This is a genomic window from Roseomonas gilardii subsp. gilardii, from assembly GCF_023078375.1.
GTDB classification, from domain to species: Bacteria; Pseudomonadota; Alphaproteobacteria; order Acetobacterales; family Acetobacteraceae; genus Roseomonas; species Roseomonas gilardii.
On sequence record NZ_CP095554.1, the window covers coordinates 686,887 to 700,869 of the forward strand.

The following is a 13,983-nucleotide window of genomic DNA, read 5'->3' on the forward strand; positions in this document are numbered from 1 at the left end:
TCATGCGGCCGTTCGATCTGCCCGAGGGGAAGCTCTATTTTGCCGGCGAATGGCGCGAGGGGCGGGGTGCCGAGATCACCTCGGCCTTTCCCGCCGACCGCTCGCTGAACCGCGTGCTGCGCGGCGCCTCGGCGGAGGATGTGGACCTGGCCATCGAGGCGGCGCAGAAGGCGCAGCGCGACCCGTCCTGGCGCAACCTGCGCCCGCATGAGCGCGCCACCTACCTCTACCGCATCTCGGAAGGCATCGCGCGCGAGGCCGACCGCATCAGCTATGTGCAGTCGCGCGACACGGGCAAGACCCTGGCCGAGACGCGCGCCCTGGCGATGAGCGCCGCCGGCACCTTCCGCTACATGGCGGCGCTGCTGGAAACCTCGGAGGAGGCGCTGACGCCGCAGCGGGGCGATGCGCTGACCCTGTCGGTGCATGAGCCGCTCGGCGTGGTGGCGGGGATCACGCCCTGGAACTCGCCCATCGCCTCGGACGCGCAGAAGGTGGCGCCCGCGCTGGCCGCCGGCAATGCCGTGCTGCTGAAACCCGCTTCCTGGAGCCCGCTGGTCTGCCTGGAGCTCGCCCGCATCGTCGAGGCCGCCGGCCTGCCGCGGGGCCTCTTCTCCATCCTGCCCGGCGCGGGCGGCGTGGTGGGCGACCGGCTGGTGACGCATCCGGCCATCCGCAAGGTCTCCTTCACCGGCGGCACGGCGGTCGGCCGCGCCCTGGCGCAGAAGGCGGCGGCGAAGCTGATGCCCGTCTCGCTGGAACTGGGCGGCAAGTCGCCCACCATCGTCTTCGCCGATGCGGATCTGGACGTGGCGCTGGCGGGGGTGCTGTTCGGCATCTTCTCCTCCACCGGGCAGTCCTGCATCGCCGGCTCGCGCCTCTTCGTGCAGCGCGCCGTCTATGGCGAATTCGTCTCCCGCCTCGTCGCCGCCACGGAGGCGCTGCGCGTCGGCCATCCCTTCGAGCCGCGCACCCAGGTCGCGCCGATGATCCATGACGACCACCGGGATTCGGTGGAGGCGATGATCCGCGGCGCCGTGGCCGAGGGCGCCGAGATCCTGGCCGGGGGCCGGCGGCCCGAGGGGATGGAGGAGGGCGTCTATCTGCGCCCCACCATCCTGGCGGGCCTGGACAACACCGCCCGCATCTGCCGGGAGGAGGTCTTCGGCCCCGTGCTGGTGGTGCTGCCCTTCGACAGCGAGGAGGAGGTCGTGGCGATGGGCAATGACAACGACTACGGCCTCGCCTGCGGCATCTACACGCGCGACTTCCCCAGGGCCTGGCGGGTCGGGCGGGCCATCGAGGCCGGGACGGTCTGGGTGAACACCTACAAGCAGTTCTCCATCTCCACCCCCTTCGGCGGGGTGAAGGACAGCGGGCTGGGCCGCGAGAAGGGGCGCGAGGGCATCCGCGCCTGGATGGCGCAGAAGTCCTTCTACGTGGACCTGCCCGGCCAGCCTCATCCCTGGTCCGCCCCCGGGGCTGCGTGAATGACCCACCGCATCGCCATCATCGGCTCCGGCCCCAGCGGCTGCTTCCTGGCCCAGGCCCTGCGCAAGGACTGGCCAGAGGCGGAGATCGACATCATCGAGCGCCTGCCGGTGCCCTATGGGCTGCTGCGCTATGGCGTGGCCGCCGACCACCAGGGCACCAAGGCGGTGTCGCGCCAGTTCGACCGGCTCTTCGAGCGCGAGGACGTGCGCTTCTGGGGCGATGTGACGCTGGGCCGCGACGTGACGCTGGAGGCGCTGCGCGGGCTCTACGATGCGGTCTTCCTGGCCCTGGGGCTTTCGGGCGACCGGCGCCTGGGCATTCCCGGCGACGACCTGCCGGGCGTGCACGGCTCGGGCTGGGTGACGCGCTGGCTGAACAGCCATCCGGACGAGGCCGGGCGCCTGCCCGCCCTCGGCGCGCGGGTGGTGGTGATCGGCAACGGCAATGTGGCGCTCGACCTCGCACGGCTGCTGAGCAAGGATGAGGCGGAGCTGACGGGCAGCGACCTCGATCCGGACCATGCCGCCGCCCTGGCCGGGGTGCGCGAGGTGACGGTGGTGGGCCGTGGCGCGCCGGAGGCAGCGCGCTTCGACGTCGCCATGATCAAGGAGTTCGGCAGGCTCACCGGCACGCGTATCAGCGTGCCGCTGGAAGACGGCCCCGTGCCGGAGGATACAGCCGCCGCAGCGCGCCTCGCCGCGCTGCGGGCGCTGGATGGCGTGGGCGGCGGGGATCGCCGCCTGACCTTCCGCTTCGGCCTCATGCCCGAGGCCGTGCTCGGCACGGGCCACGTGGAGGGAGTGCGCTTCCGTGACCGCCGCAGCGGCGCCATGGAGGACATTCCCGCCGACACGCTGCTGACCGCCATCGGCTTCGAGCCCGGCCCTGCCGAGGCGCTGCACCGCGCGGCCTGCGGCCTGCCGCAAGGCGATGCCCTGGCGCCGGAACTCGCCCCGGGCCTCTACGCCGCCGGCTGGTTCCGCCGTGGCCCGCGCGGCACCATTCCGGAGGCCCGCGCCGAGGCACGGATCGTCGCCGATGCCGCGCGCCCGGCCCTGGCTGCCACCACGGGCACGAAACCGGGCCGGGAAGGGCTGGCCGCCCTGCTGCGGGAAAAGGGCGTGGCACCGGTGGGCTTCGCTGACTGGCTGCGCATCCGCGCCGCCGAGGAGGCCGCGGCCTGCGCCGGGCGGGTGCGCCGCAAAGGCGCCTCCCGCACCGCCCTGCTCGCCCTCTGTCGCGAGTTGGCCGAGGCATGAGCGACATCCCCCTCGCCATCGCCGCCCCGCTCCGCCCCGGCGAGGTGGTGGAGCTGCGCGACCGCCGCATCGAGGCACCGCTGGACCTGTCCGGCCGCGCGCTCGGCCATCTCGACCTGCGCGGCACCGTCTTCGCCGCGCCGCTGCGCCTCGTGGGCACGGTCTTCGAGGGTCTTGCCTGGTTCCAGGGCTGCCACTTCGAGGGTGGCATCGATGCCTCCGGCGCGCGCTTCGACCGTGATGCCCGCTTCGACGGCGCGGCCTTCGAACGGCAGGCACGTTTCTCCGGCGCCGAGTTCCGCGGCACCGCCAGCTTCGACGAGGCCCGCTTCGCCACCCTGGCGGAGCTCGACCATGCCGTGGCCTTCGGCAACCTTTCCTGCGACAGCGCCCGCTTCGGGGATTCCGTGACGTTGCAGGACACCGAATGCCTGGGCGGCTTCTGGTGCAACGCCGCGCGCTTCGATGGCCGCGTCGATCTGCGCGGGCTGGAGGTGCATGGCCGCATCTGGCTGCGTGGCAGCTCCGGCGAGAAGGGCCCCGAGGCGCTGCTGCGCGAGATCACCGCCTACGGCTTTTCCTGGACCTGATATCCCACCGAGGAGACCCTGCGATGAAGCTCCTGATCCTGGTCGGCACCATGACCGGCACGGCGGAGATGGTGGCGGACGAACTGGCCGCCGCGCTGGACGGCGCCGAGATCGTCGCCATGGATGGCGGCGACCCCGCCGTGCTGAAGGATGCGGAAGCCTGCATCCTCTGCACCTCCACCTATGGCGACGGCGAGGTACCCGATGGGGCCAAGCCCTTCTACGACGCGCTCCGCGCCTCCACGCTCGACCTGTCGGGGCTGCGCTACGGTGTGATCGCGCTCGGCGACAGCAGCTACGAGACCTTCTGCGAGGGCGGCAGGCTCTTCGACAAAGCCCTCGCCAGCCTCGGTGCCCATCGCGTCGGCGAGATCCTGTGCTGCGATGCCAACTCGGGCGATATGCCGGAGGAGAAGGCCGGGGAATGGCTGGAGGGTTGGCGGGACGCCCTGGCCGCTGAGGCCGGCGCCGCCGCCTGATCCGCTGCTCGCACGCCACGTCCGGCGTGGCGCTGTCCCGGGGGAAGGCAGCGCCTTTCCCCCGGGACACCAGAGTAACCGCAAGCCCCACCATCCCAAGGCCCTGGCCGTTTCACGGGAAACGGAGGGCGCATCGCCTACGGCCCGGCGCATAAAGGGTGGCAAGCTTCGCCGCCCGGTTGAAACATCGGAAGGGAGACAGTGCCGTCTGTTCAGGGCCCGGTGAACATGAGAGTGGATGCGATATGCCCCGCCCCGTGATCCGCCGCTGGCGCCCCCTGCTCCTGCTTCTCCTGCCGGCGCTGGCACTGCTCCTCGCCGCTCCACCGGCCCATGCGGCGGAGGATGCCTGCGCGCAGCACTCTCCCGATGGCGTCGCGCCGTCGATCGCGCGCCCGGCCCTGGAGCGGGACACGAGCCGTCTCTGTTTCGAGGGCTTCGCCGTCCTCTACAGCGGGGTGTCGCGCACGCCGCTGGCGGTGTCCGAACACCTGACCCGCGACCGCATCCAGCAGGCGCGCCGGGTCCCGCGCGACGACGCCTTCCATGCCGAGGACCAGTTACCGGCCGACCAGCGGGCGCGCCTGTCGGATTACGCGCGCTCCGGCTTCGACCGGGGGCATATGGCGCCCTCCGGCGACATGGCCACGCCCAGCTCGCAGCATGACAGCTTCTCGCTCGCCAATATCGTGCCCCAGGCGCCGGAATCGAACCGCTGCCTCTGGGAGGGGATCGAGAGCACGGTGCGCGACCTCGCCACCGGGGATGGCGAGGTCTGGGTGGTGACCGGCCCTGTCTTCGAGGGCGAGAACCTGCGCCGCCTGAACCGCCGCGTGCTGGTGCCGACCTCGCTCTACAAGGCCATCTACCTCCCCGGCCGTGGGGAGGCCGGGGCCTATCTGGCTCCGAACGGCCCGGGCCTGTCCTGGCGGGCGGTGTCGCTCGACGAGTTGCGCGACATCGCCGGGATCGATGTCTTCCCCTCCCTCGCCCCCGCGATCCGCGCCCAGGCGATGGCCCTGCCGCAGCCGAAGCCGAACAACATCCGCGGCAGTTGCGAGGGCCAGACCGGCGGCCAGGTGGCGAGCAGCGGCACGGTGTCCAACCGCAGCGTCGCCCGCCGCGATGCGCCGGTGGCTTCCCCCGCCGGTCCGGGCATCATGGGCAGCCGCGTGACCCTGATCATCGCGGCCGTGGTGGCCGTGGTGGTCATCCTGCTGCTGATCCGCGTTCTGGGGCGCCGCTAGAGCGGGTCGTTGAAAGGAGTTGCCGCATGACGAAGCTCAAGCCCTTCGCCGACGACGCCGCCGCCACCGAGATCGGCGGGTTGAAGATCGAGAACGGCCAGGACCGCATCGCCCTCTATGGCAGCCTGGACCTGACCCGGGACAAGGAGGGCCTGGCCCTGGCGCGGGAACTGCACGCCCTGCTTTCCGCCGCCCTGGCGGTGCTGGAAGGCGAGGCGGCGAAGCTCCCCCAGAAGGTCAGCACCGGGGGGAATGTGGACGAGACGAAGAACCCCTTCGCCTGAGGGCCGGGCGGGCTCCATGAGCCCCACGGAAAAGGTTGATTTGACCGGCTGGTTGGTTAATTCTTTCCGCGAAAGCCGTTCTCCCGCCGCCCGCTTCCACCAGGATCGGGCCCGGCGTAGGGAACGGGGATGAAAGAGGCACGGGACCAGAGAATCCCGGCCACAGGGAGCGTAAACGATGTGGAAATCTGCCGCCGGCCTCGCGCTGCTGCTCGGTGTTTCCTTCTCCGCCGCCTCGCCCGCCTCGGCGGCCGATCCCGTCCGCGTCGGTGTCACCCTGTCGGAGACAGGGCCGGGCGCCTCGCTGGGCATCCCGGAGGGCAAGTCGGTGCGCCTCCTGCCCAAGGAGTTCGGCGGCCAGCCGGTCGAGTGGATCATCCTCGATGACGGCTCCGACACCACGCGCGCCGTGGCGAACATGCGCAAGCTGATCGCCGAGAACCGGGTGGATGCGATGGTGGGCTCCAGCGTCACCCCGGCTTCCATCGCCATGGTCGAGGTCGCGGCGGAGCAGAAGGTGCCGACCATCTCGCTGGCCGGCTCCTCCGCCATCGTCTCGCCGGTGGATGAGCGGCGGCGCTGGGTCTTCAAGACCGCGCAGAACGACGCGCTGATGGCGACGGCGGTGGCCGACCACATGGCGAAGGCGGGGGTGAAGACGCTGGGCGTGATCGCCTTCAGCGACTCCTACGGCGACGGCTGGATGAACGTGATGAAGCCGCTGCTGGAGGAGCGGAAGATCCGCCTCGTGGCGGATGAGCGCTATGCCCGCTCCGACACCAGCGTCACCGGACAGGTGCTGAAGGTGGTCTCCGCGAAGCCGGACGCCGTCTTCATCATCGCGGCGGGCACCCCGGCGGTGCTGCCGGCCCGCGGGCTGAAGGAACGCGGCTTCCGCGGCGCGGTGTACCAGACGCATGGCGTCGCCAATGCCGATTTCCTGCGCGTCGGCGGCAAGGATGGAGGGCCAGATCCTGCCCGTCGGCCCCGTGGTGGTGGTGGACCAGCTCCCCGAGAGCCATCCCTCGCGCGAGACGGCGCGGAAGTACCGCGATGCCTATGAGGCGGAAAACGGCAAGGGCAGCGTCTCGACCTTCGGCGCCCATGCCTATGATGCCGGCCTCCTGCTGAGCCACGCCATCCCCATCGCCGCCGACAAGGCGAAGCCCGGCACGCCCGAGTTCCGCGCCGCGCTGCGCGATGCGCTGGAGGGGCTGAAGGGCGTCGTCTACGTGAACGGCACCGCGACCATGTCGCCGACCGACCATGTCGGCCAGGGCGAGGCATCGCGGGTGATGGTCACCATCCAGAACGGCACCTGGAAGCTCCTGCCGCAGTAACGGCGCGCCGCCCTTCCCCGCCCGCCGGGGAAGGGCAGCCCCCTCCTGACGGGACACGATCGTGGATCTCTCCATCCTCCTGGTGCTGGTGCAGGACGGGGTCGTCAGCGGCGCCATCTATGCGCTGCTCGCCCTTTCCCTGGTGATCGTCTTCACCGTGACGCGCATCGTCTTCGTGCCGATCGGGGAATTCGTCAGCTTCGGCGCGCTGACCCTGGCGGTGCTGGAGGCCGGGCAGATGCCGGGCACGATCTGGCTGCTGATGCTCCTGGGCCTCGCCACCGCCCTGCTGCGGCTCTGGACCGGGCGGAACCTGCCCCCGGCGCAGCAGGCGCGGCGCCTCGCCATGCCGGTGCTCCTCCCCCTGCTCGCCTGGGGCCTCGCGCGGCTGGCGCTGGCGCTCGGCGCGCCGCCGCTGGCGATGGTGGCGCTGACGCTGCTGATCGTGGTGCCGATGGGGATCTTCCTCTACGACATCGTCTATCGCCCGATGATCCAGGCCAGCGTTCTGGTGCTGCTGATCGTCTCCGTCGCGCTGCATCTGGCGCTGACCGGGCTCGGCCTAGTCTTCTTCGGCGCGGAGGGCTTCCGCACCGAGGCCCTGTCCGACGCGGTGATCGAGGCCGGGCCGCTGCTGATCTCCGGCCAGTCCATCGCCGTGGTGCTGATGACGCTGCTGCTGATCGCGGCGCTGTTCCTGTTCTTCGAGCAGAGCCTGCTGGGCAAGGCCCTGCGCGCCACGGCGGTGAACCCGCTCGGCGCGCGGCTGGTGGCGATCTCCCCCGATCTCTGCGGCCGCACCGCGCTCGGCCTCGCCGCGGCGATCGGCACGGTGAGCGGCATCCTGGTCTCGGCACTGACCACCATCTACTACGACACCGGCTTCCTGATCGGGCTGAAGGGCTTCGTCGCCGCCATCGTGGGCGGGCTGGCCAGCTATCCCCTCGCCGCGGCGGGGGCGCTGCTGATCGGGCTGGTGGAAAGCTTCGCCAGCTTCCAGGCCAGCGCCTTCAAGGAGGTGCTGGTCTTCATGATCATCATCCCCGTGCTGCTCTGGCGCTCCTGGCGCATGCCGCAGAGCCTGGACGAGGAGCACTGAGCATGGCCGCCCGCCTCCTCCCCTCCGCTGCCCTCCCCCTTGGCGCCCTGCTCCTCGCCGCGGCGCTGCTCCTCTGGCCCGGGCTGCCGGGCTTCTGGGCGGTGCTGGCGGGCTATATCGGCATCGCCTCGCTCACCGTGCTGGGCCTCGTCGTGCTGTCCGGCATCGGCGGGCTGATCTCCTTCGGCCAGGCGATGTTCGTCGGCATCGGCGCCTACACCACCGCGATCCTGAGCACGGAGCACGGCCTCTCCCCCTGGCTCACCCTGCCGCTCTCGGTGCTGGCGGCGGGGCTGCTGGCCTGGGGAATCGGCGCGATCACGCTGCGGCTGCGCGGGCATTACCTCGCCGTCGCGACCATCGCCTGGAACGTCTCCTTCTTCTACCTGATCGGCAATCTCGACCTCTTCCACCGCTATGACGGCATCAGCGGCATCCCGCCGGTCTCCCTGTTCGGCTTCCCGCTGATCGAGGCGCGGCATTTCGCGCTGCTGGTGCTGCTCTTCCTGGCGGCGGCGATGCTGCTGACGCACAACCTGCTGCGCTCGCGCGCCGGGCGCACCATCCGGGCGCTGCGCGGTGGCGCCATGGCGGCGGAATCCTGCGGCGTGGACACGCTGCGGGCGCGCATCCTGGCCTTCGTCTATGCTGGGCTGCTGGCCGGGCTCGCGGGCTGGCTCTACGCGCATTTCCAGCGCACCGTGAACCCCTCCCCTTCGGCCTGAACACCAGCATCGACTACCTGCTGATGGGCGTGGCGGGCGGCATACAGCATATCGGCGGCGCGGTGCTGGGCGCCGCCATCGTCACCCTGCTGCGCGACCAGTTGCAGACGCTGCTGCCCGCCCTCATCGGCGCCCAGGGCAGTTTCGAGACCATCGTCTTCGGCGCGCTGCTGATCCTGCTGCTGCAATTCGCGCCGGACGGGCTCTGGCCGCGCCTCGCGCGCCCGTTCCGCGCCGCGCCGCGCGGGGGAGTGGCGCCGGCGGCGGTGGAGGCCGCGCCCCTGCCGGTGCGGCAGCAGCCGGCGCGGGGCGAGGAGGTGCTGCGCGCCGAGGGGCTGCGCAAGGTCTTCGGCGGGCTGGTGGCGGTGAACGATGTCGGCTTCGCCCTGCGCGCCGGGGAGATCACCGGGCTGATCGGCCCGAACGGCGCCGGCAAGAGCACGACCTTCAACCTGCTGACCGGCGTGCTCGCCGCGACGGGCGGCCGCGTCGCCTTCCTCGGCCGCGGGATCGGCGGATTGCCGGCGCGCGGCGTGGCGCGGCTCGGCATCGCGCGCACCTTCCAGCATGTGAAGCTGGTGCACGGCATGACCGTGCTGGACAATGTGGCGCTCGGCGTCCACCTGCGCGGTTCCGCCGGGGCGCTGCGCGGCGCGCTGGCGCTGGACGGCGCGGAGGAGGCGCGGATCTTCGCCGAGGCGCGGCGGCAGATCGAGCGTGTCGGCCTCGGCCCCGTCGCGCATCTGGTGGCGAGCGAACTGTCCCTGGGCCAGCAGCGCCTGGTGGAGATCGCCCGCGCGCTCTGCCTCGACCCCGTGCTCCTCCTCCTCGACGAACCCGCCGCCGGGCTGCGCCATAGGGAGAAGGAGGCGCTGGCGCGGCTGCTGGACGGGCTGCGCGAGGAAGGCATGACCATCCTGCTGGTGGAGCACGACATGGATTTCGTGATGAACCTCACCGACCGGCTGGTGGTGATGAGCTTCGGCGCCGAGCTGGCGCAGGGGCGCCCCAGGGAGATCCAGGACAACCCGGCGGTGATCGACGCCTATCTGGGCAGCGCGGCATGACACCCATCCTCGCGGTGCGGGACCTGCACGTCGCCTATGACAGCGTGCCCGCGGTCTCCGGCGTCTCGCTGGCCGTGCCGCAGGCCAGCATCGTCACCATCCTGGGCCCGAACGGCGCGGGCAAGAGCACGCTGCTGAACGCCATCATGGGCGTGCTGCCGTCGCGTGGCGAGGTCGCCTTCGCCGGGCGCAGCCTCGCCCGGCAGGGAATCGAGGAGCGCGTGCGCGACGGCATCAGCCTGGTGCCGGAAAAGCGCGAACTCTTCACCAGCATGACGGTGGAGGACAATCTCCGCCTCGGCCGTTTCCGGCTGCGCCGTTCCGGCAGCGCCGAGCCCATGCTGGAGGAGGTCTTCCGCCTCTTCCCGCGCCTGAAGGAGCGGCGGAGGCAGGAGGCTGGCACGCTGTCGGGCGGGGAGCGCCAGATGCTCGCCATGGGCCGCGCCCTGATGGGCGAGCCGCGCCTGCTGATGCTCGACGAGCCCAGCCTCGGCCTCGCGCCCCTGGTGGTGCGGGAGATCCTGCAGAGCGTCGCCGACCTGCGCGGCAACGGCGTCTCCATCCTGCTGGTGGAGCAGAATGCCCGCGCTGCGCTGCGCATCGCCGATTACGGCTATGTGCTGGAAAACGGCTCCGTCGTGCTGGAAGGCGATCCGGATGCGCTCCAGGCCGACCGGCGCATCGTCGAGGCCTATCTCGGCATCCGTTCGGCCTCCGCCGCCGCAGTGGCCTGAGGCTCAGGGAGGCAAGGGCCTCCCCGAGACCCCGCCTTGCGTTGGCGCCGGTGGCAAGGCCAGCTCGCGGCCCGATCAGAGGGGCTCCCGAAAAGAAGAAAACACCCTGTCCGCGCTGGCAGCACCCGCCGTCGCCGGAGAGCATGGCTCTCCGGCGCGATCAGGCCGACAGCAAGCGCCAGCGAACCGGGTCCAGGGCCCGCAGGGTCCTGGCGGATGGGGGTACGGGGGCGAAGGCAGAGCCTTCCCCCCGGGCCACGAAGTGCGCCGCCCCTCAACCCATGATGTTGTACCCGCCATCGATATAGAGCGTCTGCCCGGTGATGAGCTTCGCGGCATCGGTGGCGAGATAGGCGGTGGCGAGGCCGACATCCTCGATGGAGACGAGGCTGCGGGCAGGCGCGGTGCTCTGGGCGCGTTCCAGCATCTCGTCGAAGTCGCTGATTCCCGAAGCCGCGCGGGTCTTGAGCGGACCAGGGGAGATGGCGTGGACGCGGATGCCCTGGGGGCCCAACTCGGCGGCGAGGTAGCGCGTGGCGCTTTCCAGCGCGGCCTTCACCGGCCCCATCATGTTGTAGTGCTCCACCACGCGCTGGGAGCCGTAGTAGCTCATGCAGAAGAGCGCGCCGCCCGGGTTGTCCCCCCGCGCCATCAGCGGCTCGGCCAGCCTGGCCATGCGCAGGAAGGACCAGCAGGAGATATCCATGGCGCGCAGGAAGCCGTCGCGGGAACAGTCCACCACGCGGCCATGCAGGTCCTCACGCGGGGCGAAGGCGATGGAATGCAGCAGGAAATCGAGCTGCCCCCAGTCCCGTTCGATGCGCTCGAAGACGGCTTCGAGCTGCCCCGGCTGCTCCAGATCCAGCGGCATGAGGATGGGCGCCTCCAGCTCCCGCGCCAGCGGCTCCACATGCGGCCTCGCCTTGTCGTTCAGATAGGTGACGGCGAGTTCCGCGCCCAGGCCGCGGAAGGCGCGGGCGCAGCCCCAGGCGATGGAGCTGCCATTGGCGATGCCGGTGACGAGGCCGCGCCGCCCCTCCAGCGTGACGCGCTCGCGCGGGATCATGCGGCCCTCCCGCCGGTGCGGCCGCGCAGCACGTCCAGCGTATGGCGGGCGATCATGCGTTCCTCGTTGGTCGGGATGACATAGGCGCGCAGCCGGCTGCCCTCCGTGGAGATCAGCGGGCCATGCGCGGCGTTACGGGCCGGATCGGCCTCCACCCCCATCCAGGCGCAGTGGCGCAGGATCGCCTCGCGCACCGGGGCCGCGTTCTCGCCCACCCCGGCGGTGAAGACGATGCCGTCGATGCCGCCCATGGCGGTGGCCAGCGCGGCGATCGCCTTGGCGGTGTGGTAGCAGAAATAGTCGATGGCGAGCCGGGCCGCAGGCGCGTCGCTCGCCAGCAGCTCCCGCATGTCGCTGGTGAGGCCGGACAGCCCCTTCAGCCCGCAGTCATGGTAGAGGAAGTCCTGCAACGCCCCGGGCCCCATGCCCTGGGCGGCGAGATGGACGACCACCCCGGCATCGAGGTTGCCGGGGCGCGTGCCCATGGGCAGCCCGTCCAGCGCCGTGAAGCCCATGGTGCTGTCCAGGCTGCGCCCATCCGCGATGGCGCAGGCGGAGGCGCCGTTGCCCAGATGCGCCACCACGACGCGGCCACCCGCGAGCTCCGGCGCCACCACGGGGATCTGCCGGGCGATGAACTCATAGGACAGGCCGTGGAAGCCATAGCGCCGCACGCCCTGCCGGTAGAGGGCCTCCGGGATGGCGAAGCGTTCCGCCACCTCCGGATGGCCACGGTGGAAGGCGGTGTCGAAGCAGGCCACTTGCGGCAGGTCCGGCCGCCGCGCGCGGATGGAGCGGATGGGCGCGAGGTTGAAGGGCTGGTGCAGCGGCGCCAGCGGCACCAGCGCCTCCAGCGCCGCCAGCACGCCGTCATCCACCAGCACGGGCGCGGCGAAATCCGGGCCGCCATGCACGACACGGTGGCCGACGGCGATGGGCGGGGCGCCCAGATGCGCCATCAGCCAGCCGCCCAGCGCCGCCTGGCCTTCCTCCATCGTGTCGGCAGCCTCGGCCTGCATCACCTCGTCCACCAGCACGCGGTCTTCCGCATCCACGGCACGCAGGCGCGGCGTGGCGCTGCCGATGCCGCCCATCTGCCCCTTGAAGCGGCGATGCAGGCCCTCCTCCTCCCCCAGCTCATAGAGCTGGAACTTGATGGAGGAACTGCCGGCGTTCAGGACGAGGATGGTCTCGCTCATGCGGAGGCTCCTCCCGCCGTGGCGGGTTTCGCGGCCAGGGCGCGGGCATAGAGCGCCGCCACGGCGCAGGAGGCCAGCCGCGCCCGCACGCTATCGGCCCGGCTGGTCAGGATGACCGGCACACGGGCGCCCAGCACGATCCCGGCGGCCTCCGCCCCGGCCAGGAAGGTCAGGTTCTTGGCCAGCATGTTCCCCGCCTCCAGGTCCGGCACCACCAGCACCTGGGCCCGGCCCGCGACCTCGGAGCGGATGCCCTTGATGCGCGCGGCCTCGACGCTGATCGCGTTGTCCATGGCCAGCGGCCCGTCCAGCAGCGCGCCGGTGATCTGGCCGCGATCGGCCATCTTGCAGAGCGCCGCGGCATCCAGCGTGCCGGGGATCGCCGGGTTCACCGTCTCCACCGCCGAGAGGATGGCCACGCGCGGCGCGCCGAGGCCCAGGCCGCGATGCAGGTCGGCGACGTTCTGCACGATATCCGCCTTGGTCTTCAGGTCCGGCGCGATGTTGATCGCGGCATCGGTGATGAAGAGCGGCTCCGGATAGGTCGGCACATCCATGATGAAGACATGGCTGAGCCGCCGCGCGGTGCGCAGCCCGGTCTCCTTGTCCAGCACCGCGTGCAGCAGCTCGTCCGTGTGCAGGCTGCCCTTCATCAGCAGCGAGGCCTGCCCGCCGCGCACCAGCGCCACGGCCTGGGCGGCGGCGGCATGGCTGTGCGGCGCGTCCTGGATCTCCACGCCGGAAAGATCGAGCCCCGCCGCCTCCGCCACGGCGCGGATCTTCGCCACCGGCCCGACCAGGATCGGGCGGATGATGCCCTCCCGCCCCGCATCCAGCGGTCCCTCCAGCGCCGTGCGCTCGCAAGGGTGGGCCACGGCGCAGGGGGTCGGCGTGTCGTGATGCGCGGTGCGGCGGATCAGCGCCTCGTAGTGCCGCGCGCGCTTCAGGATCAGCGCCGGCGCCTCGCTCACGCCCGGGCTGCTGGCGCGCTCGGCGGGGGCGGAGACGGTGGCCGTGCCGGTCAGCACCACCTCCCCATCGCTACGCCGGCACTCGCAGTCGAGCAGCACCAAGCGATGGGCGGGCTGCTTGTCCTTCACCGTCACCCGCAGCACCAGCATGTCGCCGGCCAGGATGGGCGCGCCGAAGCGCATCTCCTGGCCCAGATAGACGGTGCCCGCGCCGGGCAGCTCGTTGCCCAGCAGGTTGGCGATCAGCGCCCCGGCCAGCATGCCATGCGCCGCCGGCCTGCCCGCCTGCCCCGGCGCGCCGGAGGCCGCGGCATAGAGCGCGACCACCTCCGGCGAGACCGTGCGCGTCAGGCTGGCGCTGTCGCCGATGGCGATCTCGTCGAAGAGCCGGTTCTGGACCGGGCCGCCCCCGGGCGTGGATTCCACCAA

At 71.5% G+C, this 13,983-nt stretch carries 15 protein-coding genes; 12 read left to right on the top strand and 3 right to left on the bottom strand.

Features of this window, described 5'->3' with window-relative positions:
* The first annotated feature begins 2 nt into the window (after positions 1-2).
* From MVG78_RS03245 to MVG78_RS03295, 12 genes are all read left to right on the top strand, one after another.
* The gene (locus MVG78_RS03245) at positions 3-1,490 is read left to right on the top strand and encodes an aldehyde dehydrogenase (protein ID WP_247558147.1); all 1,488 of its coding nucleotides are present in this window, start codon (positions 3-5) and stop codon (positions 1,488-1,490) included.
* Positions 1,491-2,753: an FAD-dependent oxidoreductase gene (locus tag MVG78_RS03250; RefSeq protein ID WP_247558149.1), complete on the top strand. Its 1,263-nt coding sequence runs from the start codon at positions 1,491-1,493 to the stop codon at positions 2,751-2,753.
* A complete protein-coding gene (locus MVG78_RS03255) occupies positions 2,750-3,343 on the top strand; it encodes a pentapeptide repeat-containing protein (protein ID WP_247558151.1) in 594 nt (197 codons plus the stop codon). Before MVG78_RS03250 ends, MVG78_RS03255 begins: the two co-directional genes overlap by 4 nt.
* Positions 3,344-3,366: 23 nt before the next feature.
* Positions 3,367-3,822 carry a flavodoxin domain-containing protein gene (locus tag MVG78_RS03260; RefSeq protein WP_247558153.1) on the top strand — a complete coding sequence of 152 codons (456 nt, stop codon included), beginning with the start codon at positions 3,367-3,369 and terminating at the stop codon, positions 3,820-3,822.
* 245 nt (positions 3,823-4,067) lie between these two features.
* Complete coding sequence (locus tag MVG78_RS03265; RefSeq protein ID WP_247558155.1) at positions 4,068-5,069, top strand: DNA/RNA non-specific endonuclease; 1,002 nt, start codon at positions 4,068-4,070, stop codon at positions 5,067-5,069.
* 26 nt (positions 5,070-5,095) lie between these two features.
* Positions 5,096-5,353: a hypothetical protein gene (locus tag MVG78_RS03270; protein WP_247558157.1), complete on the top strand. Its 258-nt coding sequence runs from the start codon at positions 5,096-5,098 to the stop codon at positions 5,351-5,353.
* 178 nt (positions 5,354-5,531) lie between these two features.
* A complete protein-coding gene (locus tag MVG78_RS03275) occupies positions 5,532-6,416 on the top strand; it encodes an ABC transporter substrate-binding protein (protein WP_282615043.1) in 885 nt (294 codons plus the stop codon).
* Positions 6,313-6,693: a type 1 periplasmic-binding domain-containing protein gene (locus MVG78_RS21465; protein ID WP_282615044.1), complete on the top strand. Its 381-nt coding sequence runs from the start codon at positions 6,313-6,315 to the stop codon at positions 6,691-6,693. Before MVG78_RS03275 ends, MVG78_RS21465 begins: the two co-directional genes overlap by 104 nt.
* Positions 6,694-6,754: 61 nt before the next feature.
* Positions 6,755-7,792, top strand: a complete 1,038-nt coding sequence (locus MVG78_RS03280) for a branched-chain amino acid ABC transporter permease (RefSeq protein ID WP_247558159.1) — start codon at positions 6,755-6,757, stop codon at positions 7,790-7,792.
* 2 nt (positions 7,793-7,794) lie between these two features.
* Positions 7,795-8,517, top strand: coding sequence for a branched-chain amino acid ABC transporter permease (locus MVG78_RS03285; RefSeq protein WP_247558160.1), 723 nt, complete (start codon positions 7,795-7,797; stop codon positions 8,515-8,517).
* A gap of 29 nt (positions 8,518-8,546) precedes the next feature.
* Positions 8,547-9,584, top strand: a complete 1,038-nt coding sequence (locus MVG78_RS03290) for an ABC transporter ATP-binding protein (protein WP_247558162.1) — start codon at positions 8,547-8,549, stop codon at positions 9,582-9,584.
* Positions 9,581-10,318 (top strand): ABC transporter ATP-binding protein, encoded by a 738-nt coding sequence (locus MVG78_RS03295; RefSeq protein ID WP_247558164.1) that lies wholly within the window; start codon positions 9,581-9,583, stop codon positions 10,316-10,318. The genes MVG78_RS03290 and MVG78_RS03295 overlap by 4 nt, the downstream gene beginning before the upstream one ends.
* A 274-nt stretch (positions 10,319-10,592) precedes the next feature.
* Here the strand turns inward: MVG78_RS03295 and fabI are convergent, their stop codons facing one another.
* From fabI to MVG78_RS03310, 3 genes are read right to left on the bottom strand one after another with little or no spacing between them, the layout of a single operon-like run.
* Positions 10,593-11,384, bottom strand: a complete 792-nt coding sequence (gene fabI / locus MVG78_RS03300; protein WP_247558166.1) for an enoyl-ACP reductase FabI — start codon at positions 11,382-11,384, stop codon at positions 10,593-10,595.
* Positions 11,381-12,583, bottom strand: a complete 1,203-nt coding sequence (locus MVG78_RS03305) for an acetate/propionate family kinase (protein ID WP_247558168.1) — start codon at positions 12,581-12,583, stop codon at positions 11,381-11,383. The genes fabI and MVG78_RS03305 overlap by 4 nt, the downstream gene beginning before the upstream one ends.
* Positions 12,580-13,980: a bifunctional enoyl-CoA hydratase/phosphate acetyltransferase gene (locus MVG78_RS03310; RefSeq protein ID WP_428480738.1), complete on the bottom strand. Its 1,401-nt coding sequence runs from the start codon at positions 13,978-13,980 to the stop codon at positions 12,580-12,582. The genes MVG78_RS03305 and MVG78_RS03310 overlap by 4 nt, the downstream gene beginning before the upstream one ends.
* Positions 13,981-13,983 lie beyond the last annotated feature (3 nt).